We start from the raw sequence: 23,296 nt of genomic DNA, 5'->3' as shown, positions 1-23,296 counted from the left end.
CAATTTAAATGAATAAAAAATGGCTGTTTTAGACAAGTTAACTTCGCAAAAAGCGATGGATTTAGAACATAAGTATGGTGCTCACAATTATCATCCACTTCCTGTGGTTTTAAGTAGAGGAGAAGGTGTGCATGTTTGGGATGTGGAAGGAAAAAAATATTACGATTTTTTATCAGCTTATTCTGCTGTAAACCAAGGTCATTGCCACCCAAAAATTGTGGAAGCAATGATCAATCAAACAAAAACGTTAACCTTAACTTCTCGTGCTTTTTACAATGATGTTTTAGGTAAATTCGAAAAATTTGCAACAGAACTTTTTGGTTATGACAAATTGTTACCTATGAATACTGGTGCAGAAGCTGTAGAAACTGCTTTAAAAATTGCCAGAAAGTGGGCTTATGAAGTAAAAGGAATTAAGGAAAATAAGGCAGAAATTATAGTTTGCGAAAATAATTTTCATGGTAGAACTACAACAATTATTTCATTTTCTAATGATCCTGTTGCAAGGAAAAACTTCGGACCTTATACCAAAGGATTTATAAAAATTGAATATGATAATTTACAAGAATTACAAGAAAAACTAGAAAGCAATAGTAATATTGCTGCTTTTTTGGTGGAACCAATTCAAGGTGAAGCTGGGGTTTATGTGCCTTCGGAAAATTATTTGGCAGAAGCTAAAAAAATGTGCGAAGAGTACAATGTATTGTTTATTGCAGACGAAGTGCAAACTGGAATTGCAAGAACAGGACGTTTATTAGCAACTTGTGGTAACTGTTCTTGTGTAGATAAAAATTGCTCTGGAACTCCAGAAGTAAAACCAGATATTTTAATTCTTGGAAAAGCTTTAAGTGGAGGAGCATATCCTGTTTCTGCAGTTTTGGCTAATGATGATATTATGAAGGTAATTAAGCCAGGAAATCATGGGTCTACTTTTGGTGGAAACCCAGTTGCAGCTGCAGTTGCAATTGCTGCTTTACAAGTTGTAAAAGACGAAAACTTAGCAGACAATGCAGACAAATTAGGTGTTATTTTTAGAGAAGAATTGTCTGAATTTTGTAAAAACAATCATTTGGTAGAATCTGTACGTGGAAAAGGATTATTAAATGCAATTCTAATTAACGACTCTGAAGACAGTTCTACTGCTTGGGATATTTGTATCAAACTAAGAGATAATGGTTTATTAGCAAAACCTACACATGGAAACATTATTCGTTTTGCGCCTCCTTTAATTATTACAGAAGCACAATTAAGAGATTGTATTTCTATTATTAAGAAGACAATTTCTGAGTTTTAAACTTTTATAAACATTTGAATTTAGCCACGAATTCACGAATTTAATTTTTGTGTATTTGTGGCTTATTTTTTTTATTTTTGATAAAATTAAACTTCTAAAATTATGCATGCAAGTCCAATTACGCAATTAGAGCAATTAACTTTAAATACCAGCGCTAAATCTTTTTTAAGAGAAACAGCAAAGTGGTCTTTCTTTTTGGCTATTATAGGTTTTATAGGAATAGCTTTGATGGCTCTTTTAGGAATTTTTTCAAGTGTTGTTTTTGCTAATTTGCCATTTGCACAAACACAAAATTTGCCTTTTAATATAGGAACTATGATGACTTTAATTTATTTAGTTTTATCAGTTCTTTACTTTTTTCCTGTTTATTATTTATTACAATTTTCTGTTAAAATGAAAAAAGCATTGTCCACAAAAAATGATGAAGTTTTGGCAGATGCTTTCGAAAAATTAAAATCGCATTATAAGTTTATTGGTGTTTTTACAATTATCTTCTTATCCTTATACGTATTAATAATTGTGGCAGCTTTAATGGGAGCTTTGGCATAGAAAGTATAATCTATCTTAAAAGCAATTAAGCTCAATGCATTGCTCTGTTTTCACTTTTATAAATTTTTATCCATTTAAAGAAAAACCAGATATACAAGCTTTCAAACTCTTCAGAAATTTCTTTTGCTTTAAAATTTCCATCGTAAATAAAAGTGATAAAAGGAGTTAATGGTTTTAAATCTAACCAATAAACCATATTATTATTATTATTATTATTTATAAAATTATCAGCATAATTTACTTTTATTTCTTTGAATCCTTTTTCTTCTAAAATAGCCCTCACTTTTAATTGATTTCTATTGTAATCTTCTAAATTAAACAATTGAATTTGAATAGAATCTTGGTTTTTTACAAAAGTCTTATTTTGAATAACTTGCAGACCTAAACTACTTTTCCCGAAAAAGAAATAAGTAGAAAAATAAATGAAGAAAAAAAGAAATATTATAAATAATTTATTTTTCATGAAATCAAGATAAAACAAACATTTATAATCTTTTAAAACTTTGCTAAAAATTTAGTTATTTTTCTTAACAGTGTCTTTTTTCTTATTTCCAAAAAGACCACCTAAAACACCTTTAACTTTATCTGTAACTTTGTCTTTATCTGTAGTTACTTTTGTAGAATCTTTATCTTTTGTAATAACACCACCTAGTAAACCTGTTAGTTTATCTTTTCCTTTATCAATTAAACTCTGTTTTTGTTTTTCAACCAAATCTTTTACCAAATTATTAGTAGCATCTTTTAAGTTTGAAGAAAAACTAGGACTCGAAAAACTACCAGTTAAATTCGCTTTTACAGGAATATTAGTTACTTGCTCTGCATCTTTAGGCGTTAATTTAGCTAACAAGCTAGTAACTTCTGAACCTAAATATTTTACAGGAACATCAAAAGTAATATCATAATTTATTTTATTATCAAAACTATGATTACCAGCTATTTCTATACCAATATCTTGGTATTTTAAAGGAATTGGTTTTACATTCACAATACCATTTTCGAAAGATAAATAGGCATTAATACCATCTAAATTTAATTTAGCAGCATCTAAAAAAGAAAGTTTATCACCTAATAAACTTAATGCTTTAGAGTTACCAGCATTTAATTTTGGCTCTAATAACTTCCCAAATAAATTACCAGTAATTGTTTTTAAGTTGGGTGTCATATCTTCCTTTAAATCACCAGCAACTTTTATGGTCGAATTTATTTTACCTCCAATTGTTTTTGCTATGGGTGCAATAGATTTTAGCATTTCTAAATTGCTAAAAGATTCTTCGATATTTAGTTCTTTCAAGTTTAAATCAATATCAAATTTAGAAGAATCTCCTTTTGTAGAAACTTTACCATTAAAACCAATATTACCCCCAAAAACATCTGTTTTTAAATCTTGTAGATTTACACTTTCGTCTTTTATAAAAATTGTTCCAGTAACATTTTTTAAATTGATATTGTCGTAAACAACGGTTTTAGCATTTGCAATAAATTTACAGTCTAAAAAAGCTGGGATTTTAAGTTGTGCCTCATCTTTTTTTGTTTCTGTAGCTTTTTCTTTTGATAAGAAATCATCAATTTTAAAAAGGTTCGAATTAAGATTAAAGTTTCCTTTTAATTCTTGTTTGTTAAAAAGAAAACCATAAAAGTTATCTAAACTTCCATTTATGGCAAGATCTGAACTTCCTGTTTTTGCATCGAATTCATTCAATTTAATTGTGTTTGTATTAAAAGAAATAGCTGTTTTGTTGATGTAAAAAGGATTTGCAACATCTTCGCTATCGAACTTAAAATTACTTACACTAATAACACCTGTATTTTTAATGTTTTGATATAATCCCTTTTCTATTGAATTCATATCGAAACTTGTAGAAACATCTGCATTTAAAATACCAGCCAATTCTGTTTTTAAAGAAATAGGATACACTTTACCAATGTTGGCTAAATTAATGGTTCCTTTTGCTGATAGATTTGCTTTCGGGTTTACAACTAAATTAGAGATATTTCCATTTGCAGAAAACACATCATCATCAATTTTAAAATTTAGTTTTTCAACGTTTACATAGGTGTCTTTTGTGCTACCAGTTTTATTAATGATTCTTGCATCAATGTTTATTTTCTGAACAGCTTTTGGCAAATCATCATATTTAAACATAGCGTTTTTAGATGAAAATGAAACATCAAAAGTTGGTATTTTGGTTTCTGATAAAACACCATTTACAGATCCTTTCAAATCGAAATTACCTTCCGTTTTTATCGCTTTTAAATTCCCTGAATATTGTTTTGGTAAAAGTGCTAAAAGATTTTTAAAGTCTGATGTTGGCGTTTTAAATTTAATGTCATACAGCTGAGTATCATTAACTAATTGAATAAAACCATCAAATTCTAAAGGCAGCTGATTGATATAGCCTGTGTTTTCTTTAAAGGTATATTTGCTGTTTTTTAAGTCGATTCCTAAAATTGCATCTAAAGATACTTTTATATCCGACAGGTAATTTGTACCCTCTAATTCTAAAGATAATTTTGCAACAGATTTGGTGTCTAAATCTAAAATTTCATTTGCAAAATTTCCTTTTCCTGTATGATTTATACTATCCAAACGAAATTTTAAATTCTTTTGTAAATCAACATAGCTAAAAGCCATATTTTCTAATTTATATTCTTGAATATCAAAGGAAAATGCACTGTTATTTAAACTGTCATTTTCTATAGTATCCTTTTTTATAGCAATGTCGTAATTACCAATATCGTCTTTATTAAAAATTATATTTAATTGTCCGTTTTTAGAATGGATACTTTTTAATTCAATAATTTCATTGGCACTTTTAAAAAGTTCGGTAATTTTCATACTTAAGTTTAACTCTTTGGCTTTAAACAAAGTATCGCCTAAAAAAGGTTCTTTGTTAACAACTGCCAAATCATTTACAGATAAACTGGCCAAAGGAAAATTGCGAAATAAACTTAAATCTGGTTCTTTAAAAGACACAGTTGCATTTATATTGTTATTAACGGTATTTGTTACCATTTGTACAATTTTATCTTTAAATAAAAACGGAATAGAAAATAAAGCGATTACTAAAACTAAAAGCGTAATTAAACTCCATTTTAATACTCTTTTTCCTAAGGATTTTTTCTTGATATTCATTTTTTCTTGTATTATTCTAATTAAGACAAAGTTACTTTATTTGCAAGAGCAAAGTTGCTTATTTGATGTTAAATATAACTCAAATACAAAACAAAAAAAATCCAAATATTCCCTATTAAGAGCGTATTTGGATATTTTATGATGATTAACGATTCAGTGATAATTACTGTTGGTATTTTTCCATTTCTGTTTTAAATTGTTCTATAAACACATCCCAATCTGTGGTTGCAAGATTGTAAATACTGTAAGAAAAATACAATCCATTTATAACTAAAGTAACTAGTGCAAATGTTTTTGCGCTGTTCATGGCATTTATTTCATCTGCTTCATATTCTTCAGGGTTTAATTCAGCTTCTTTTAATTTTTTATTAGCAATAATAAAAGATGGTATTGCAAATAAAATTCCTAAACCTGCAATACAGCAGCAAAGTAAACTGATAGAGGATAATACATAGATTAAGGTTGTGTTTAGTTTTTTCATTTCTAAATATTAATTTTTATAATATAATTGATAATAATAATTGATAAATTTAAGTAAGCCAATTTGCTAATTATTTTTTTTGAATGTTTAAACTTTAATTTAAAATTTATTAAAATAAAGCCAAACAAAATAAGCATTGTAAAAACTGCAGGATACATTTTAAATGCAGCAAATAAATCGCCTTGAATTAAAAAAATAAAAGATCTCTGAAAACCACAGCCAAAACATTCTATACCCAAAAAGGTTTTACTAAAACATGGCAACATATAGTTTTCTATTGATAAGAGCATTTTTACCTATTAAGTTATATTCATTCCAGGAATATTTGGCATTCCACTTTTTGCAGCAATAGCCATTTCAGTTTCGTTTATTTTAGAAGCCTTTTCAATTGCTTTATTTAAGGTAATAATTAAATAATCTTCTAATTCTTCTTTCTCAGACAGCAGAGAATCATCAATAGAAATCGATTTTATTTCTCTGTTTGCAGTTACTGTTACTTTAATTTTTTTATCGGCAGAAGCTTCATAAATTAAAACGGAGTTTAACCTTATTTTGGTTTCTTCCACTTTTTTTTGAGCTTCTTTTAATTTTTCCATCATTCCAGATAGGTCTCCAAACATTTTTTTTCTTTTTTATAGTTTCACTACAAATTTAGTAAATTAAGCCCAAATTCAAATTATTTAGAAATGAAAAAAATTTTTCTTTCAGGCTTATTTTTAAGTCTTATTTTTGCAAGCGCTTGTAAAAATGATAAACTACAGATGAAAAGTACAGACGCAAAATATCCTGTTGCCAAAAAACAACCAACAAAATTAGAAAAGCATGGAGATGTTCGAATAGATAATTATTTTTGGATGCGTTTGTCTGATGACCAGAAATTAGCACCCATTAAAGATGAGCAAACTAAGAATGTAATAGCATATTTAGAAGCTGAAAACGCTTATTACGATAAAGTTACGGAGTATACCAAGAAGTTTCAAGAAGAATTGTTTGAAGAAATGAAAGGCAGAATTAAAGAAGATGATTCTTCTGTGCCTTACAAAGACAATGGATATTTTTATATTTCTCGTTTCGAAACTGGAAAACAATATCCAATCTACAGTAGAAAAAAAGGCAATTTAGAAGCTGAGGAAGAAATACTTTTTAATGTAAACGAAATGTCTAAAGGTTATGATTATTATCAACTAGGAGGTTTAAATGTTTCCATGGATAACAAATTAGCCCTTTTTGCAACAGATACAGTAAGCAGAAGACAGTATTTTTTACGAATTAAAAATTTAGAAACTGGCGAAATTTATAAAGATATTATTGATAATACAACAGGTGGTTCTGTTTGGGCAAATGATAATAAAACCATTTTTTACACTAAAAAAGACCCAACAACGTTAAGAAGCGAAAAAATTTATAGACATGTTTTAGGGACACCAACTTCTGAAGATGTTATGGTATATCACGAAAAAGATGAAACTTTTGGAACTTATGTAACAAAATCAAAATCAGATAAATATATTATAATTGGTTCTTACAGTACACTTTCTTCTGAAGCTCAATTTTTAGATGCAAACAATCCTACAGGAGAATTTACAATGATTCAATCAAGAGAAAATGAATTAGAATATTCTGTTTCTCATTACAAAGATCATTTTTACTTATTAACAAATAAAGATGGTGCTACCAATTTTAAATTGATGAAAACACCTGTTTTTAAAACGACCAAAGAAAATTGGGTAGACGTAATTCCTCATAGAAAAGAAACTTTGTTAGAAGATTTTTCTATTTATAAGGATTATTTGGTTTTAGAAGAACGCACCAATGGTTTGAATAAAATTCGCATAAAACGTTGGGATAAAACCGAAGATTATTATTTACCTTTTGGTGAAGAAACGTATTCTGCCAATGTTTACGGAGATTCAGAATTCGATACAGATATTATAAGATATTCTTATAATTCTTTTACTACTCCAAGTTCTGTAATCGATTTTAACATGAAAGATAAAACCAAAGATGTTAAAAAAGAGCAAGAAGTTTTAGGCGGAAAATTTAAAAAAGAAAACTACAGAAGCGAACGTATTTGGGTAACTGCAAGAGATGGAAAAAAAGTGGCTATTTCTTTGGTATATCATAAAGATACAAAATTGAATAAAAATACGCCATTGTTGCAATATGCTTATGGTTCTTATGGAGTTACAATTCCAGATAGTTTTTCTTCAACTCGTTTAAGTTTGTTAGATAGAGGCTTTGTGTATGCTTTGGCTCATATTAGAGGAAGCCAATATTTAGGACGAGAATGGTATGAAGAAGGTAAAATGTTAAACAAAAAGAATACGTTTACAGATTTTATAGATTGTTCTAAATATTTAATTGATAACAATTATACATCATCAAAACATTTATATGCAATGGGTGGTTCTGCAGGAGGCTTGTTAATGGGAGCAATTGTAAATATGAATCCAGAATTGTACAATGGAATTATTGCTGCAGTTCCTTTTGTTGATGTAATTTCTACAATGTTAGATGACAGTATTCCACTAACAACTGGTGAATATGATGAATGGGGAAATCCTAATACCAAAGAATATTACGATTACATTAAGTCTTATTCTCCTTACGATCAAGTAGCATCTAAAGCATATCCAAATATGTTAGTTACAACCGGTTTTCACGATAGCCAAGTGCAATATTGGGAACCAGCAAAATGGGTTGCAAAATTAAGAGAGTTAAAAACAGATTCTAATATATTAATGCTACACACAAATATGGAAGCTGGTCATGGAGGAGCTTCTGGACGTTTTGAAGCTTTAAAAGAAACTGCTCAAGATTATACTTTCTTTTTAGCTTTAGAAAACAAATTAGGAGTAGAAGCTATTAAATTATAAATCAATTTTATAATTCAATAAGGTTGTGTATTTTTGCAGTAGATTGAAGTACTAACCTAACAAGTTTAATAAACTGATAAGGTTTTTCGTGAAAAGTAAGAATGACAAGAAATCAAGGAATTACTGAAAATATATTAAAATTAGTTGGAGAAACACCATTAGTTAAACTTCATAGTATTACCAAAGATTTTAAGGGTTCGTACTTTGCAAAATTAGAAGCTTTTAATCCTGGACACTCTTCAAAAGATAGAATTGCAATGCATATTATCGAAGATGCAGAGAGAAAAGGAATCATAAAAAAAGGCTCTACAATAGTAGAAACTACTTCTGGAAATACGGGTTTCAGCTTGGCAATGATTAGTATTGTTAAAGGTTATAAATGCATTTTAGCAGTGAGTGACAAATCTTCTCAAGATAAAATAGACATGTTAAAATCTATGGGAGCAGAAGTATATATTTGCCCTGCAAATGTTCCAGCAGCAGACCCAAGATCTTATTACGAAGTTGCTAAAAGAATTCACAGAGAAACTAAAAAATCTGTTTATATAAATCAATATTTTAACGAACTAAATATTGATGCACATTATAGAACTACTGGTCCTGAAATTTGGAAACAGACAGAAGGAAAAATTACTCATTTAGTAGTTGCAAGTGGAACAGGAGGAACAATTTCTGGTACAGGTAAATATTTAAAAGAGCAAAACCCAAATATCAAAATTTTAGGAGTTGATGCTGTGGGTTCTGTTTTAAAAAAATATCACGAAACAGGAAAGTTAGACATGAACGAAGTTTCACCATACAAAATTGAAGGTTTAGGGAAAAACTTAATTCCAACTGCAACCGATTTTGATATTATAGATGTCTATCAAAAAGTAACAGATAAAGATGCTGCTTTTGCATCAAGAGAAATTGTAAAAACTGAAGGTATCTTTGCAGGATATACTTCAGGTGCTGTAATTCAGGCTACTAAACAATATTCAGAATTAGGTTATTTTGATAAAAATAGTTTTGTTGTCCTTATTTTTCCAGACCATGGATCAAGGTATATGAACAAAATCTACAACGATTCTTGGATGAAAAAACAAGGATTTCTTTAATATTTATTTAATTTCAAGAATTAACTTAATATCTATAACAGATTTAAGCTACAATTTGATAAACTCCAAAAAAAGCGGTTAATTTGCAGTACTTAAAAATGAAACAACAATGACGAAAGATTTATTCGAAAGAATCGTTGCAGATAAAGGACCTTTAGGCAAATGGGCAGATGTTGCAGAAGGCTATTATGTATTCCCTAAATTAGAAGGCCCAATTTCCAACAGAATGTCTTTTAATGGTAAAAAAGTTGTTACTTGGAGTATTAACGATTATTTAGGCTTGGCAAATCATCCAGATGTTTTAAAAGTAGATGGAGAAGCAGCAAATGAGCATGGAATGGCTTATCCAATGGGTGCAAGAATGATGTCTGGTCATACACCTTTGCATGAACAATTAGAACGTGAATGTGCTGAATTTGTGCATAAAGAAAAAGCATATTTATTAAATTTTGGTTATCAGGGAATTATGTCTGCTATAGATGCTTTGGTTACTAAAAACGATATTATTGTCTACGATATAGATACACATGCTTGTATTATAGATGGTGTTCGTTTGCATTCTGGTAAACGTTTTGTTTACAGACACAATGACATGGAAAGTTTTGAAAAAAACATAAAACGTGCTCAAAGAATGGCCGAAAAAACAGGTGGAGGTATTTTGGTTATTTCTGAAGGTGTATTTGGAATGCGTGGAGAACAAGGAAAATTAAAAGAAATTATTGCTTTTAAAAAGGAATACAATTTTAGAATTTTAGTGGATGATGCTCATGGTTTTGGAACACTTGGAGAAGGAGGAAGAGGAACTGGTTTTGAGCAAGGTGTGCAAGATGAAATAGATGTGTATTTTGCAACGTTTGCAAAATCGATGGCAGGATTTGGAGCTTTTTTAGCTGGAAACAAAGATGTAATGCAGTATTTACAATATAACATGCGTTCGCAAACCTTTGCAAAATCTTTGCCAATGGCAATGGTTAAAGGAGCATTAAAACGTTTAGATATGTTGCGAACTATGCCAGAATTAAAAGAAAAATTGTGGGAAAACACAAACGCTTTACAATCTGGTTTAAGAGCAGCTGGTTTCGATTTAGGAACTACACAAACGTGTATTACTCCTGTATTTTTAAAAGGAGATATTCCAGAAGCTATGGCAATGGTGAACGATTTACGTGAAAACCATGGAATTTTCTGTTCCATTGTGGTGTATCCTGTAATACCTAAAGGATTAATCATTTTAAGATTAATACCAACAGCAACGCACACCCATGAAGATATTGATGAAACCATTACTGCATTTTCTGCAATAAGAGAATTATTAGAAAATGGAACTTATAAAAAAATCGCAGCAGCATTGGTGTAGTTCTTATAGAAGTTATAAAGTTAAAAACCGAGCAAGTTGCTCGGTTTTTTTGTTTCTTTATAATTGTTAAAAAATTAAATGTTTTAGTCAATATTTGTTTTTTTAAATAAGACTAAAACCAAAGTATATTTTGCGTTATTTAATAGTTTTAATTAATTGAGAAATTTGTTTGTTATTTTAATTACAATCTAATTCGTCTAAATCTGCTCTTAATTCACTAATTTCTATTTCTAATTCAGCTTTGTCATCAGCATCTAAACAGTCTTTAATACTATTACCATAGGTAATATATGCTTCAGATGCAGCTTTAAAGCTAACACAATTTGCACTTGTTGGATTTGAACCAAATACTAAACCAGCACTAAAATAAGCAGTTGTAATTTCGGTAGCATTTGTTGGTAAATTTTCACACGGGTTTTCGTCTTCATCTGTTGAGCAAGCAAGAAATAAGGATACAAAAAGTAATACTAAAATTGAATTTTTCATAATATATTTTTATTGTAGTTATATTTTTATAACACTAACTGTCATATACTACAGCTTTTATGGTTAAAAAAATTGAAGGTACAACCATTTATATCTATTGTAGTTGTCTTTTAAGTTTATTTCAATTTTATTTTTTACATTTTTAACTTCTATTTTCAAATAAGTTTAATTTTTAATAAATTACTCGAAATTGACAAACAACGAAAACTAAAACTTTTAAAAGTTTTATAAAATAATAGGTAATTAAAAAAGGGATAATGATAAAAGAATTAACAGCTTAATTGGTAGTAATTCTATTAAATAAAAAATAAATTAAGTAATCATTTAATTATAAACTTTTAAGTACAGTTTTTAAACCGTTTTTATAATTGGTTAGTGATGGGTTAATGAAGCACAACTTTAAATGATAATGATGTTGTTTTAATGATTTATAATCAGCGTTATTTAAGTTTATGTTTTTTAATTATACAACTATTTTTGGCACCATTACCGATATTATAAAATTTAAAAACCGAGCAAATTGCTCGGTTTTTTGTTTTAATTAATTTATAAATTGAATGAGTTCATCAAAATTATTAATAATATAATCAGCATTTTTGAGAGTTTGATCTGCAGCCATTGGGTTTTTATATCCAAAAACAAAGATTCCTGCTTTGTTGGCAGCTTCAATGCCATTGTCAGAATCTTCAATAATAATGCAATTTTCTTTTAATGTTTTACCAATAATTGCCGCTTTTTCAAAAATTTCTGGATGTGGTTTAGATTCCTTTAAATCTGCACCACTAATTTTACCAGAAAAATAGGGGTTTAAATTGAATCTATTAAAAACTCGATCGATATTCACCATCGCAGATGAAGACGCTAAAACCAAAGTCAAACCTTTTTCAAAGGAATGTTTTATGAAGTCTTCTATACCTTTAACTAAATGCAAATTTGGGTCGTTTTCAAAAAAGTTAACGTATCTTTTTCTTTTTGCTAAAACTAATTCTTCAGGATTTAAATCTAAATTAAAATGTGCCACTAAATTCTGAAAAGCATTAATGGTTGAAGAACCTGTAAGTGTTTTATATAATTCATCAGAAACATCTACACCAATAGAAACAAATGTTTCATAATAGGCTTTTTTATGAATTTCTTCAGAATCGATAATAACACCATCCATATCAAAAATTATGCAATTTATATTTTTAGGAATTATCATTTTAATCTAAAAATTTTGCTTTTAATTCTTTAGTTGGTAGCATACAACTCTCTTTTTTTCCAAACCATTTATATCTATTCTTGGCTATATAATCATAAACAAGATTTCTAAAACTTTCAGGAAATAAAAATCCTATTTGAGATAAAAACCAAACCCCACCAAAATTGTTCATTACTTTTAAAGCTGCAGTAGACTTTATATCATAAGAAACTCCTGGTTCATATAATATAATAGAATCAATTTTTGAAATGTCTATTTTAAGATGATCGATAATTTTTTTGCCAGTTTCAGATTGCAAAGCTGCAAATAAAAAAGTGTCTTTTTTATCGAATTTAATAACTTGTAAAACAGAATTGTTACAAAGATTACAAACACCATCAAACAGAATTAACTTTTTATCCTTTGGAATATTTAGCATTCAAATATTATTTAAGAAGTAAGTACAAATATAACTTATCTTTTTTCAATAAAACTTTGTAACATTTTAATATTTGAAGCGTCTTATGTTTGTATTTAGTTTTATAAATCGGCTTTTAACATAATATTAATAAAGGCTCGAAGAAGCATTCAATACTTTCGTAAAAAATTAACCAACAAATGATTAAAATAGAAAAACTACACAAATCTTATCCTATTGGAAAAGATTCTATACACGTATTAAAAGGCATAGATTTACACATAAAAGAAGGTGAATTCGTATCTATTATGGGTTCTTCTGGTTCTGGAAAATCTACATTACTAAATATTGTTGGTCTATTAGATGTACATGATGAAGGAAATTACTATTTAAATGGGCAGTTAATAAAAGACATGAATGAAAAGAAAGCAGCACTATTAAGAAATAAGTTCTTAGGTTTTGTTTTTCAATCATTCAACTTAATTTCTTACAAAACTGCTTTAGAAAATGTTGCTTTGCCTCTTTATTATAAAGGTATGAATAGAAAAGAGCGTTTGGAAGTTGCCATGGATTATTTAGATAAAGTAGGTTTAAAAGCTTGGGCAAATCATTTACCAAACGAACTTTCTGGAGGACAAAAACAACGTGTTGCCATTGCAAGAGCTTTGGTTACAAAGCCCAAAGTTGTTTTAGCAGATGAACCAACAGGAGCTTTAGATTCTACTACCACAGATTCTGTGATGGACTTATTGAAAGACATTAATAATGAAGGAATGACCGTTTTTGTAATTACTCACGAAGAGGAAGTTGCAGAGCAAACAAAAAGAATTGTACGTTTAAAAGATGGTATAATAATTAGTGATGAATTAACAAAAGCAGCTAAAGCAGTATAATTATGTTTGATATAGATCGTTGGCGAGAAATATTTCAAAGTATAAACAAAAACAGATTACGTTCTGTAATGTCTGGTTTTACAGTAGCTTTTGCTATTTTATTATTTACCCTTTTATTTGGGGTAGTAAGCGGTCTAAGCAATTTTTTTACAAGTGCTTTTGCAGATGATGCTCAAAACTCTATGGCTGTGCGAGTTTGGAAAACGACCAAACCATTTAAAGGATTGCAAACAGGGAGAACCATTCAATTAAGAAACGACGATTATAATTTTGTGAAAGAAGAATATGAAAGTAAAATTCAATATCAATCTGCAAGAATTTATAAAAACTTTACACTTAAATACAAAAATGAAGCAAATAATTACAATGTAAGAGCTGTAAACCCAGATCATCAATTTTTAGAAAAAACAATTATAGATGAAGGTCGTTATTTAAATGAAAGAGATTTAAAAGAAAAAGGGAAAGTAATTGTAATTGGTAGATTAATTAAAGAAGATTTATTTGGAGAAAAACCAGCTTTAGGAAAAAGATTAAATGTAAATGGAAGCTCTTATTTTATTATTGGAATCTTCTCTGATGAAGGTGGAGATAATGAAGAAAGAATAGCTTACATCCCTTTAACTACAGCTCAAATGATTTATGGTAATAACGATTACATAAGTCAAATTAGTCTGGGTTACAATCCAGATTTGAGTTTAGATGCTGCAATTGCTTTTGGAAATCAAATGGAACGTGATTTAAGAAAGAGAATGAATATACATCCAGATGATCAAAGTGCACTTTCTGTTCGAAATATGGCAGAAGCAAATAAAGGTGTTGGTCAATTTGTTGGTATTTTATATGCAATTGTAATTTTAGTTGGTTCAGGCACTTTAGTTGCAGGAATTATAGGAATATCAAATATTATGATTTTTGTAATAAAAGAAAGAACTAAAGAATTTGGAATTAGAAAAGCATTGGGCGCAAAACCATCTTCTATTGTTGCAATGGTTGTGCAAGAATCTGTTTTAATAACAACAATAGCAGGTTATATTGGTTTAACATTAGGTACCTATATACTCAGTGCAATAGGCGATAGTTTAGAAGAAGATTATTTTATAAAAGACCCAAGTGTAAGCACTGGAATTGTAGTTGGAGCTACTGTAGTTTTAATACTTTCAGGATTAATAGCAGGTTATTTGCCAGCTAAAAAAGCAGCGAATATTAAACCAATTGTAGCATTAAGAGCAGATTAATTATGAAGTTTTTATTCGATTCAGATACTTGGCAAGAAATTTACGGAAGCATTCGTAAGAATAAAGTAAGAACATCCATTACTATTATTGGCGTTCTTTGGGGGATATTTTTATTAGTAGTTCTTTTAGGAGCTGCAAGAGGAATGGAAAATGGTTTCAAAAAAATATTTGGAGATTTTGCAACGAATAGCGTTTTTGTTTGGACACAATCTACAGATACACCTTTTAAAGGCTTTCAAAAAGGTAGAACGTTTCGATTAAAAATGAATGATATTGAAGCTTTAAAAACAGAATATGCAGACGAAATAAAACTTTTAGCACCTAGAAATCAAACAAATAATTTAATCGTTCATAATTTTAAATCAGGAAATTTTCAAGTTAGTGGAGATTATCCTGTGCTGGATCAAATTCAAAAGAAAAATTTAATTTACGGTAGATTTATTAATGAAAACGATATTTTATCCTCTGCAAAAGTTACAGTTATATCAGAAGACATGTACAAGCAGCTGTTTGATAAAGGTGTAATGCCAATTGGAGAATATATCAAAATAAATAGCATAAATTACAAAGTTATAGGAGTTTATGGGCCATCTAACGCAATTGATTTAGATGGAGATACAGCATACATTCCTTTTTCAACTTTTAAAAGAGTATATAATACTGGTAATAATGTAGATTGGATGGTAATAACAGCTTCTGAAGGAGTTGATATTTTACAAATGGAAAGCGATGTAATACTAACTTTAAAAAACTTACACAAAGTACATCCAGATGATAAAAGAGCTTTTGGTTCTTTTAATTTAGGCACACAAATAGCCAAGTTTATGGGTTTTTTAACGGGTATGCAATTTCTAACTTGGTTTGTTGGTATCGCTACTTTAATAGCTGGTGTTTTTGCAATTGGTAATATTTTGTTAATCACTGTAAAAGAACGTACAAAAGAAATAGGGATAAGAAGAGCGCTAGGTGCTACACCAAAAAGTATTCGACAGCAAATAATTTTAGAATCTGTGTTTCTTACAACAGTTGCTGGTATGTTAGGTATTATTTTTGGAGGATTTGTTTTATTTATTATAGATTCTGCCTTTGGTCAAGGAGAAGATGCAGCGTTAGTAAATCCAACAGTAAATATTCCAATAATTATTTTCGCATTTATTACTTTAGTTGTGTTAGGAACTTTAATAGGTTTAATTCCTGCACATATGGCTACAATAGTTAAACCAATAGAAGCATTAAGAGAAGAATAAAATCAATTAACTAAATCATGAGTAAAAGATCAAAAATTATTTTAATAGTTATAGCAGTATTATTCGTAGCTGCATTAATTTGGTTCGGAAAAAAGAATCAAAAAAGTATTGTAGAATACGAAACAGAAACACCTTTTAAAACTACAATTGTTAAAAAAACAGTTGCCACTGGTAAAGTTACACCTTTGGAAGAAATCGAAATTAAACCGCAAATAACAGGCATTATAGATAAAATAATGCTTTTAGAGGGTTCTAAAGTTAATAAAGGTGATTTAATAGCAACTGTAAGAGTTGTACCAAATGAGCAATCTTTAATAAGCGCAAAAGGTAGAGTAGATAATATTAAATTAAATTTAGATAATTCAGAAATTACCTATAATAGAAGTAAAAATTTATTTGATAAAGGTGTAATTTCTAGACAAGAATTCGAAAATGTAGAACTAAGTTTTAATCAAGCAAAGCAAGATTTAAAGAATGCTCAAAACGATTACATGATCATTAAAAGAGGTTCTGCAGGTTCTGGTGGTTCTGCGAATACAAATATTATTGCGCAAATGTCTGGTACCATTTTAGAAATTCCTGTTAAAGAAGGTGATCAAGTAATACAATCTAATAATTTTAATGCAGGTACAACAATTGCATCTATTGCAGATATGAGTAAAATGATTTTTGAAGGTAAGGTTGATGAATCTGAAGTTGGGAAATTAAAGAATGGTTCTGATATAGAAGTTTCAATTGGTGCAATTGAAGGCAAAAAATTCCCTGCAAAACTAAACTTTATAGCGCCAAAAGGTACTGAAGAGGGTGGAGCTGTTCAATTTAAAATTAAAGCAGATGTTTCTTTAAGTGATGATTATTTTATAAGAGCTGGATACAGTGCAAATGCAGATATCGTTTTAGAAAAAAGAGATAGTGTTTTGTCTATAAAAGAAGCTTTATTAAAGTTTGATAAAAAAACGGAAGAACCTTATGTTGAAGTGCAAAAAGAAGATGGAACTTTCGAAAAAAGAACGCTTAAATTGGGTACTTCAGATGGTGTAAATGTAGAGGTTTTAGAAGGAGTTAAAATTACAGATAAAATTAAAATCTGGAACAAAGCTTCTAAAGATGATGAGAAAAAAGAGAATTAAAAATTAGTAAAATAATAGTAAAAAGGAACTCTATTGAGTTCCTTTTTTTTTGTTTTACCACCAAACCAAAAAGATTTTTTTTATCTCTCCATTTGGTTTTTTTAACCAACAAAGTGGAGAAAATTGTCTTCCTAGATATTCATTTGAACTTTCTTGAAATTGATTAAAATTGATCCAATTCACATTTTGATTTGGAACAGTCAACCAATCCTTTTTATTTGGAATGTAAAATTTACAATCAGAAAATTGAGCCAATTCATTTTTGTTAATGTAAAACCCACAAACACAATTTTCATTTAAAACAGAAAATTTAATATTTCGATTAGAAAATGGCATAAATAATTGCGCTTTAAAATAAACTTGTTGCTTAATTTTATCAACATTTATTTTGATGGATTCCAAATACTCTAAACATTCATCAGAGTAGAGAAGAGGCAATTGTTTCTCTTTTAGTTTATTCAATTTTTCTATTAAAGAATCTTTTTTGTTCGGTCCTATAAAATGCTCAATTTCAGATTCTCCAACTGTACAATCATACAAATAAAACTTATAAATAATTTCTAAATGAATAGGTTTATCATCTTTTAAAATAATGCAATCCAATTCTCCTAAGGTTCTTTTATCTTGCTGAATTTGAATATTTTCAGAAATTACTTCAATCGTTTTTTCTTGTCTTAATTGATGAAAAACAAAGCATTCTATATATTTACCTAATCGTAATTTTTCATCAATTTGTAAATCAATTTTCTTAGATTTCGGTTCGATTTTAAACTGATTTAATTGATAAACAGCATCGCTTTTCCACAAACTGGGTGTTTGTAAAAAACCTTCATATCTTTTTTGAATTTCTTTTGTATTTTGATACATTTCGAAATCTAAGTTACAAATCATTTTTGTAAATTGAACCTTTAAAACTTACATAAATGCAAATAAAGGACAGCACTTTTCAATTTTTACACGATTTACAAAAGAACAATAATAGAGATTGGTTTGCAGAGAAAAAATCGACATATATCAAAGCTCAAAAAAATGCAAAAGATGTTTTCACAGAAATTCATATTAATTTACAAAAACATGATGAAATAGAAAAATCGAAAATGATGCGAATTTACAGAGACGTTCGTTTTTCTAATGATAAAACACCTTATAAAGCTCATTTTGCGAATTCATATTCAAGATTAGGTAAAGAATTAAGAGGCGGATATTTTTTAAGATTAAGACCAGGAGAGTCTTTTTTAGCAGGTGGATTTTGGGAGCCAGAAAAAGACGATTTGTTTAGAATAAGAAAAGAGATAGAACAAGATGCATCCGAAATTAAGGCAATTTTAGAAGATAAAAATTACAAAAAACATTTTGGAGAAAACTTTGAAAGTTTTGGTGAATTAAAAACAGCACCAAGAGGTTTTGATAAAGAACATCCTGATGTCGATTTACTTCGTAAAAAAGGATTTATAGCTTCTAAAAGCTTTACAGATGAAGAAGTTTTATCTGCAGATTTTATAGATAAAGTGGACGAAAGCTTTAAAGCCTTAAGACCTTTCTTTAATTTGTTTAGTGATATTCTAACGACTAATTTAAATGGGGAGAAAATAGTTTAGTTTATGAAGTGTGAAGAGTGGCGAGTGAAGTAAGTTTTGTAAAATAAATTTCATTTTTAGTAAAAACTAAAAACTGCTATTTCAAATTTTTATCCACCTCACGTTTTAACACCCAAATTGTAATAATTGTAGAAAGTGTATCTGCAATTGGGAAAGACCACCAAACACCTGCAACACCATAGTATTTAGGTAAAATATAAGCTAAAGGAATTAAGAAAATCCCTTGTTTTAACAATGTTAAAATTAATGCTGGAACTGCTTTTCCAGCTGCTTGAAAATAGGCAGAGCCAATTAATTGCATTGTAACAATAGGTGTTACTAAAAACACTATAATCATTGCATTTGGAGTTTCGCTTAGCAAAGTTTCATCATTGGTAAAAATCCAGATAATTTGTTCTTTAAAAATAACAATTCCAATAAAAATAATAGTGCCTAAAATTGAACCAAAATAGATAGACTTTTTAATGGTTTCTTTAACTCTATCGTTCTTATTAGCTCCAATATTAAAACCAGCAACAGGTAAAAATCCTTGTGAAACTCCCAAAACAGGCGATAGTGCAAACATCATTACTCTATTTATAATTCCGAAAACTGCAATCGATATTTCTCCTCCATATGTAAAAAGTGAGTAATTTAAAACTATCATCAAAATACTGATAGCTCCTTGTCTTACAATAGTAACTCCACCTAAGGCAACAATTTCATTTATTATTTTAAGGTCTAATTTAAAATTAGCAGGAATTATTTTTAATTCACTTCTTTTAGATAAAAAGAAATACAAAATATACAAGCCACAACTTGCAAAAGAAATGGAGGTTGCTAAACCTGCACCTGTCATTCCCCAATCGAAAACCTTAATAAAAATAACGTCTAATATGATGTTTAAAACTGCAGGAATCATCATAGCATACATAGCAAATTTGGGTTTTCCTTCTGCTCTAATAACAGGATTTCCCATCATTGCAAAAGCTAAAAATGGAACTCCATAAATAACTACAGCAAAATAATCTGAGGCAATTGGTAAAATGTCTCCTTTTGCACCAAACAAATTTAAAATTGGGACACTAAAAAAGTTCCCTAATAATACAAAAGTAATGGCTAAAATAAGGGTTAAACAAATTTGATTTCCAAAAGTTAGAAAGGCTTTTTCGTAATTATCTGCACCCAAAGCTCTTGATATTATTGAGCTTCCACCAATTCCAATTCCCATTCCTATAGATGAAATTAAAAACACAATTGGTAAAACTACAGTAATTGCTGCAATTGCTAAAACACCAATCCATTGACCCACAAAAATGGTATCAACAATCATGTTTAAAGACATTACAAGAATTCCGATAGTTGCAGGAACTGCTTGTTTAATCAATAATTTACTAATTTTTTCGGTACCTAATTCGTTTGCTAACTTCGCCATAAGAAGTTGCAAATATCCTTATAATTAAATAGTTTCGTGTAAATGTATCATCAATAATTATTATAGATATATTAAAATATTTAAGTTTGCTAAAATTGATAAAAAATGAAAAATGTTTTTGAATTAACGATTACAGTTTCATCTGAAGATATAGACAATTTACAGCACGTAAATAATTTAGTTTATGTAAAATGGATGGACAAAATTGCAACAACTCATTGGAGTTTTTTAACAAAAGAAAACCCTTTACCACAATATATTTGGGTGGTAATGAGACATGAAATCGATTATTTAAAACAAGCAGGTTTAGGTGATGAAATAAAAGTGAAAACTTGGGTAGGAGAGACCACAGGTATTACCTCTGTTCGTTATATGGAATTTTATAAAAATGATGTTTTATTAGTGAAAGCGAAAACAATTTGGGTAATGTTAAATGCAGAAACCTTTAAACCAGTTAGAATTAGAGAGGATGTTTTGAGTGTTTTATTGTCTTAAAACTGATTAAAATTTTAGTGCAGATTTCAAGAATTTACAAGGATAATTGTGATAAATTCTTAATGGGTGAAAATCTGTAAAATCCGTGTCATATTTTTTTATTTGGAAAGTATTTAGTTTATCAATTATTAAATTCAATAAAAGTATCTTTGCACAAAATTAAGATCTAAAATGTCAACATTTTCTGCACTAGGAATTCGTAAAGAATATATACAAGCGTTAAAAGAATTAGGAATTTCTAAACCTTCTGAAATACAAGAAAAAACAATACCTATTTTATTAAATTCTGCAACAGACTTTATTGGTTTAGCGCAAACAGGAACAGGAAAAACGGCTGCTTTTGGCTTGCCAGTTTTACATCAAATAGATACGAACTTAGATCATATTCAAGCCTTAATTTTATCGCCTACAAGAGAATTAGTGCAACAAATTAAAAAGCAATTGTTCAAATTTACCAAATACTCTGAAGATCGTATTTTTTTAGAAGCTGTTTTTGGTGGTGAAAAGATTGATAAGCAATTGAATAACCTAAAAAGAACTACGCATATTATAGTTGCAACTCCTGGAAGATTAATCGATTTAATTGAAAGAGGAACTGTAGATATTAGTCATGTAAAAACGGTAATTTTAGACGAAGCAGATGAAATGCTGAGTATGGGTTTTAAACAGGATTTGAATAGAATTTTAAAATTCACGACAGAATCTGATAGAAAAACATGGTTGTTTTCTGCAACAATGCCAGAAGAAATAAAACGCATTGTAAAAACTTATATGGATGCAAATGCACCAAGAGTTGAAATCAACAAAAGTTCTTTGGTAAATGCAAATATTCGTCATCAATTTGTAAAAACTACGTTAAAAACGAAAGTGAATGATATTATTACTTTTTTAGAAAAAAGAGATGCACAAAGAGGAATCATATTTTGTAGAACAAAAGCAGGGGCTCAAAATTTAGCACATCAATTATCTGAAGAAGGTTTTTCTGCAGCTGCTTTAGAAGGAGATATGCAACAAAAAGAACGTGATAAAGTAATGCGTGCTTTTAAAAATGAAAGCTTACAATATTTAATTTCTACAGATGTTTCTGCACGTGGAATTGATGTAAAAGAGTTAGAGTTTGTAATTCATCATCAATTACCTGAGCAATTAGAATATTATACGCATAGAAGTGGTAGAACAGCTAGAGCTGGAAAAACGGGCACTTCTCTTGCTTTTATTTTACCATCAGAATTAGAGAAAATTCATCAAATTCAAAAAGAATTAAATATCAAATTCACAGAAGTTACAGTTTAAACTTTTTTAATGGAATTTATATACATTCTAGATATTTTAGGAACTTTTGCCTTTGCAATTAGTGGAGCTTTGGTTGCTTCTGATAAAAAATTCGATTTATTTGGAGTCATAATTATCGCATTTGTAACTGCAGTGGGTGGAGGAATGTTACGTGATGTTTTAATAAATGCACATCCTATAAATTGGATTGGAGATTTAAATTATTTATGGTCAATTTTAGCTGCTGTTATTGTAACCTTTTTATTCAAAAGTAAAATAGCCCATTTAAGTAAAACCATGTTTTTATTCGATACTATTGGGTTAAGTGTTTTTACACTTTTAGGCTTGCAAAAAGGTTTGGAATATAATTTGCAACCTATAATTGCGCTAATAATGGGAATGATCTCTGCAGTTTTTGGTGGAGTTATAAGAGATGTTTTGACAAATAAGGTGCCACTTATTTTTGAAAAAGAAATTTATGCTTCTGCTTGTTTGGCTGGTGGAATTTCTTATTTAATTTTTTCTTATTTTAATCTACCAAAAGATATTAATTTTATAATTTCTGCATCCATAATTATAATAATTAGATTGGTTGCTGTTAAGTTTCATTTGCAGTTGCCAAAAATTAATGATGATATTTTTAATAAAAAATAAATTTATGAAACCATTAGAATTTAAAGATTTTTCAGATTTCAAATTGATGATAGGTAAAGAATTACCAACAGGAAATTGGTATACAATTACCCAACAAATGATTAACGATTTTGCAAATGCAACTTTAGATAAACAATGGATTCATATAGATGAAGAAAGAGCTAAAAAAGAATCTCCATTTAAAAGTACAGTTGCACATGGTTTTATGTCTGTTGCTATGATTTCTAGAATGTTAGAAGAGGCTTTTACAATTAAATCTGTGAAAATGGGCTTAAATTATGGATTGAATAAAGTTCGTTTTCCAAATCCTGTTCCTGTAAATAGTGAGCTAAGAATGCATACGTCTGTTAAAGAAATTGAAGATTTATCTAATAATGGATTAAAAATTACCTTTACTTGTAAAATAGAAATTAAAAATCAAGAAAAACCTGCTTGTGTAGCTGAGTTTATTGCTGCATTATTTGAATAAAAAAAGCGATAACTCACA

24 protein-coding genes are annotated in these 23,296 nt (G+C 28.9%); 14 read left to right on the top strand and 10 right to left on the bottom strand.

Features of this window, described 5'->3' with window-relative positions; all coding sequences use genetic code 11:
• The first annotated feature begins 19 nt into the window (after positions 1–19).
• Entirely contained in the window at positions 20–1,294 is a 1,275-nt protein-coding gene (gene rocD / locus WAO74_RS06420; RefSeq protein ID WP_422160526.1) for an ornithine--oxo-acid transaminase, read from the top strand.
• A 102-nt stretch (positions 1,295–1,396) separates the two neighbouring features.
• On the top strand, positions 1,397–1,843 hold the full coding sequence (locus WAO74_RS06415) for a hypothetical protein (RefSeq protein ID WP_422160524.1): 447 nt from the start codon (positions 1,397–1,399) through the stop codon (positions 1,841–1,843).
• Between the two features lie 31 nt (positions 1,844–1,874).
• Here WAO74_RS06415 and WAO74_RS06410 read toward each other — a convergent pair whose 3' ends face one another.
• From WAO74_RS06410 to WAO74_RS06390, 5 genes are all read right to left on the bottom strand, one after another.
• Entirely contained in the window at positions 1,875–2,306 is a 432-nt protein-coding gene (locus WAO74_RS06410) for a hypothetical protein (RefSeq protein ID WP_422160522.1), read from the bottom strand.
• Positions 2,307–2,357: 51 nt separating this feature from the next.
• A complete protein-coding gene (locus tag WAO74_RS06405; protein ID WP_422160520.1) occupies positions 2,358–4,976 on the bottom strand; it encodes an AsmA-like C-terminal region-containing protein in 2,619 nt (872 codons plus the stop codon).
• Positions 4,977–5,139: 163 nt separating this feature from the next.
• Positions 5,140–5,457: a CCC motif membrane protein gene (locus WAO74_RS06400; RefSeq protein WP_422160518.1), complete on the bottom strand. Its 318-nt coding sequence runs from the start codon at positions 5,455–5,457 to the stop codon at positions 5,140–5,142.
• Between the two features lie 2 nt (positions 5,458–5,459).
• Complete coding sequence (locus tag WAO74_RS06395; protein WP_422160541.1) at positions 5,460–5,723, bottom strand: DUF2752 domain-containing protein; 264 nt, start codon at positions 5,721–5,723, stop codon at positions 5,460–5,462.
• A 33-nt stretch (positions 5,724–5,756) separates the two neighbouring features.
• Positions 5,757–6,077 carry a YbaB/EbfC family nucleoid-associated protein gene (locus WAO74_RS06390; protein ID WP_422160517.1) on the bottom strand — a complete coding sequence of 107 codons (321 nt, stop codon included), beginning with the start codon at positions 6,075–6,077 and terminating at the stop codon, positions 5,757–5,759.
• Positions 6,078–6,143: 66 nt separating this feature from the next.
• Here WAO74_RS06390 and WAO74_RS06385 point away from each other — a divergent pair, with 66 nt between their 5' ends.
• The 3 genes from WAO74_RS06385 (at position 6,144) to WAO74_RS06375 (ending at position 10,787) form a co-directional block, all read left to right on the top strand.
• On the top strand, positions 6,144–8,333 hold the full coding sequence (locus WAO74_RS06385) for a S9 family peptidase (RefSeq protein ID WP_422160515.1): 2,190 nt from the start codon (positions 6,144–6,146) through the stop codon (positions 8,331–8,333).
• Positions 8,334–8,434: 101 nt separating this feature from the next.
• Positions 8,435–9,430 (top strand): PLP-dependent cysteine synthase family protein, encoded by a 996-nt coding sequence (locus WAO74_RS06380; protein ID WP_422160513.1) that lies wholly within the window; start codon positions 8,435–8,437, stop codon positions 9,428–9,430.
• Positions 9,431–9,539: 109 nt separating this feature from the next.
• Positions 9,540–10,787, top strand: coding sequence for an aminotransferase class I/II-fold pyridoxal phosphate-dependent enzyme (locus WAO74_RS06375; RefSeq protein WP_422160512.1), 1,248 nt, complete (start codon positions 9,540–9,542; stop codon positions 10,785–10,787).
• 177 nt (positions 10,788–10,964) lie between these two features.
• Here the strand turns inward: WAO74_RS06375 and WAO74_RS06370 are convergent, their stop codons facing one another.
• From WAO74_RS06370 to WAO74_RS06360, 3 genes are all read right to left on the bottom strand, one after another.
• Positions 10,965–11,273: a hypothetical protein gene (locus WAO74_RS06370; RefSeq protein ID WP_422160510.1), complete on the bottom strand. Its 309-nt coding sequence runs from the start codon at positions 11,271–11,273 to the stop codon at positions 10,965–10,967.
• A 541-nt stretch (positions 11,274–11,814) separates the two neighbouring features.
• Positions 11,815–12,474: an HAD family hydrolase gene (locus WAO74_RS06365; protein WP_422160509.1), complete on the bottom strand. Its 660-nt coding sequence runs from the start codon at positions 12,472–12,474 to the stop codon at positions 11,815–11,817.
• A gap of 1 nt (position 12,475) precedes the next feature.
• Complete coding sequence (locus tag WAO74_RS06360) at positions 12,476–12,892, bottom strand: thiol-disulfide oxidoreductase DCC family protein (protein WP_422160507.1); 417 nt, start codon at positions 12,890–12,892, stop codon at positions 12,476–12,478.
• Between the two features lie 179 nt (positions 12,893–13,071).
• On the opposite strand from WAO74_RS06360, the gene WAO74_RS06355 reads away from it, so the two are divergent.
• From WAO74_RS06355 to WAO74_RS06340, 4 genes are read left to right on the top strand one after another with little or no spacing between them, the layout of a single operon-like run.
• On the top strand, positions 13,072–13,764 hold the full coding sequence (locus tag WAO74_RS06355) for an ABC transporter ATP-binding protein (protein WP_422160505.1): 693 nt from the start codon (positions 13,072–13,074) through the stop codon (positions 13,762–13,764).
• Between the two features lie 2 nt (positions 13,765–13,766).
• Entirely contained in the window at positions 13,767–14,999 is a 1,233-nt protein-coding gene (locus tag WAO74_RS06350; RefSeq protein ID WP_422160503.1) for an ABC transporter permease, read from the top strand.
• 2 nt (positions 15,000–15,001) lie between these two features.
• Positions 15,002–16,246, top strand: coding sequence for an ABC transporter permease (locus tag WAO74_RS06345; protein WP_422160501.1), 1,245 nt, complete (start codon positions 15,002–15,004; stop codon positions 16,244–16,246).
• A 17-nt stretch (positions 16,247–16,263) separates the two neighbouring features.
• Positions 16,264–17,376, top strand: a complete 1,113-nt coding sequence (locus WAO74_RS06340; RefSeq protein ID WP_422160499.1) for an efflux RND transporter periplasmic adaptor subunit — start codon at positions 16,264–16,266, stop codon at positions 17,374–17,376.
• A gap of 54 nt (positions 17,377–17,430) precedes the next feature.
• On the opposite strand, the gene WAO74_RS06335 is transcribed toward WAO74_RS06340, so the two are convergent.
• Positions 17,431–18,267 (bottom strand): DUF1853 family protein, encoded by an 837-nt coding sequence (locus WAO74_RS06335; RefSeq protein WP_422160498.1) that lies wholly within the window; start codon positions 18,265–18,267, stop codon positions 17,431–17,433.
• A gap of 32 nt (positions 18,268–18,299) precedes the next feature.
• On the opposite strand from WAO74_RS06335, the gene WAO74_RS06330 reads away from it, so the two are divergent.
• A complete protein-coding gene (locus tag WAO74_RS06330) occupies positions 18,300–18,974 on the top strand; it encodes a DUF2461 domain-containing protein (protein WP_422160497.1) in 675 nt (224 codons plus the stop codon).
• Between the two features lie 76 nt (positions 18,975–19,050).
• Here WAO74_RS06330 and WAO74_RS06325 read toward each other — a convergent pair whose 3' ends face one another.
• Positions 19,051–20,388, bottom strand: coding sequence for an MATE family efflux transporter (locus WAO74_RS06325; protein ID WP_422160495.1), 1,338 nt, complete (start codon positions 20,386–20,388; stop codon positions 19,051–19,053).
• Positions 20,389–20,493: 105 nt separating this feature from the next.
• Here WAO74_RS06325 and WAO74_RS06320 point away from each other — a divergent pair, with 105 nt between their 5' ends.
• From WAO74_RS06320 to WAO74_RS06305, 4 genes are all read left to right on the top strand, one after another.
• Complete coding sequence (locus WAO74_RS06320; RefSeq protein WP_422160493.1) at positions 20,494–20,883, top strand: acyl-CoA thioesterase; 390 nt, start codon at positions 20,494–20,496, stop codon at positions 20,881–20,883.
• Positions 20,884–21,054: 171 nt separating this feature from the next.
• The gene (locus tag WAO74_RS06315; protein ID WP_422160491.1) at positions 21,055–22,176 is read left to right on the top strand and encodes a DEAD/DEAH box helicase; all 1,122 of its coding nucleotides are present in this window, start codon (positions 21,055–21,057) and stop codon (positions 22,174–22,176) included.
• A 9-nt stretch (positions 22,177–22,185) separates the two neighbouring features.
• Positions 22,186–22,809, top strand: a complete 624-nt coding sequence (locus WAO74_RS06310; RefSeq protein ID WP_422160489.1) for a trimeric intracellular cation channel family protein — start codon at positions 22,186–22,188, stop codon at positions 22,807–22,809.
• Between the two features lie 4 nt (positions 22,810–22,813).
• Positions 22,814–23,278: a MaoC family dehydratase gene (locus WAO74_RS06305; protein ID WP_422160487.1), complete on the top strand. Its 465-nt coding sequence runs from the start codon at positions 22,814–22,816 to the stop codon at positions 23,276–23,278.
• The last annotated feature ends 18 nt before the right edge of the window (positions 23,279–23,296 follow it).

The organism is Polaribacter sp. (assembly GCF_049276715.1).
Classification (GTDB): Bacteria; Bacteroidota; Bacteroidia; order Flavobacteriales; family Flavobacteriaceae; genus Polaribacter.
Note: the sequence above shows the minus strand (reverse complement) of the source record. Positions and strands in the feature narration are given on the sequence as shown.

Excerpts from the sequence above, each read along its gene's own strand:
- rocD (WP_422160526.1), top strand. The coding sequence starts at position 20 with ATGGCTGTTTTAGACAAGTTAACTTCGCAAAAAGCGATGGATTTAGAA.
- WAO74_RS06415 (WP_422160524.1), top strand. The coding sequence starts at position 1,397 with ATGCATGCAAGTCCAATTACGCAATTAGAGCAATTAACTTTAAATACC.
- WAO74_RS06410 (WP_422160522.1), bottom strand. The coding sequence starts at position 2,306 with ATGAAAAATAAATTATTTATAATATTTCTTTTTTTCTTCATTTATTTT.
- WAO74_RS06405 (WP_422160520.1), bottom strand. The coding sequence starts at position 4,976 with ATGAATATCAAGAAAAAATCCTTAGGAAAAAGAGTATTAAAATGGAGT.
- WAO74_RS06400 (WP_422160518.1), bottom strand. The coding sequence starts at position 5,457 with ATGAAAAAACTAAACACAACCTTAATCTATGTATTATCCTCTATCAGT.
- WAO74_RS06395 (WP_422160541.1), bottom strand. The coding sequence starts at position 5,723 with ATGTTGCCATGTTTTAGTAAAACCTTTTTGGGTATAGAATGTTTTGGC.
- WAO74_RS06390 (WP_422160517.1), bottom strand. The coding sequence starts at position 6,077 with ATGTTTGGAGACCTATCTGGAATGATGGAAAAATTAAAAGAAGCTCAA.
- WAO74_RS06385 (WP_422160515.1), top strand. The coding sequence starts at position 6,144 with ATGAAAAAAATTTTTCTTTCAGGCTTATTTTTAAGTCTTATTTTTGCA.
- WAO74_RS06380 (WP_422160513.1), top strand. The coding sequence starts at position 8,435 with ATGACAAGAAATCAAGGAATTACTGAAAATATATTAAAATTAGTTGGA.
- WAO74_RS06375 (WP_422160512.1), top strand. The coding sequence starts at position 9,540 with ATGACGAAAGATTTATTCGAAAGAATCGTTGCAGATAAAGGACCTTTA.
- WAO74_RS06370 (WP_422160510.1), bottom strand. The coding sequence starts at position 11,273 with ATGAAAAATTCAATTTTAGTATTACTTTTTGTATCCTTATTTCTTGCT.
- WAO74_RS06365 (WP_422160509.1), bottom strand. The coding sequence starts at position 12,474 with ATGATAATTCCTAAAAATATAAATTGCATAATTTTTGATATGGATGGT.
- WAO74_RS06360 (WP_422160507.1), bottom strand. The coding sequence starts at position 12,892 with ATGCTAAATATTCCAAAGGATAAAAAGTTAATTCTGTTTGATGGTGTT.
- WAO74_RS06355 (WP_422160505.1), top strand. The coding sequence starts at position 13,072 with ATGATTAAAATAGAAAAACTACACAAATCTTATCCTATTGGAAAAGAT.
- WAO74_RS06350 (WP_422160503.1), top strand. The coding sequence starts at position 13,767 with ATGTTTGATATAGATCGTTGGCGAGAAATATTTCAAAGTATAAACAAA.
- WAO74_RS06345 (WP_422160501.1), top strand. The coding sequence starts at position 15,002 with ATGAAGTTTTTATTCGATTCAGATACTTGGCAAGAAATTTACGGAAGC.
- WAO74_RS06340 (WP_422160499.1), top strand. The coding sequence starts at position 16,264 with ATGAGTAAAAGATCAAAAATTATTTTAATAGTTATAGCAGTATTATTC.
- WAO74_RS06335 (WP_422160498.1), bottom strand. The coding sequence starts at position 18,267 with ATGATTTGTAACTTAGATTTCGAAATGTATCAAAATACAAAAGAAATT.
- WAO74_RS06330 (WP_422160497.1), top strand. The coding sequence starts at position 18,300 with ATGCAAATAAAGGACAGCACTTTTCAATTTTTACACGATTTACAAAAG.
- WAO74_RS06325 (WP_422160495.1), bottom strand. The coding sequence starts at position 20,388 with ATGGCGAAGTTAGCAAACGAATTAGGTACCGAAAAAATTAGTAAATTA.
- WAO74_RS06320 (WP_422160493.1), top strand. The coding sequence starts at position 20,494 with ATGAAAAATGTTTTTGAATTAACGATTACAGTTTCATCTGAAGATATA.
- WAO74_RS06315 (WP_422160491.1), top strand. The coding sequence starts at position 21,055 with ATGTCAACATTTTCTGCACTAGGAATTCGTAAAGAATATATACAAGCG.
- WAO74_RS06310 (WP_422160489.1), top strand. The coding sequence starts at position 22,186 with ATGGAATTTATATACATTCTAGATATTTTAGGAACTTTTGCCTTTGCA.
- WAO74_RS06305 (WP_422160487.1), top strand. The coding sequence starts at position 22,814 with ATGAAACCATTAGAATTTAAAGATTTTTCAGATTTCAAATTGATGATA.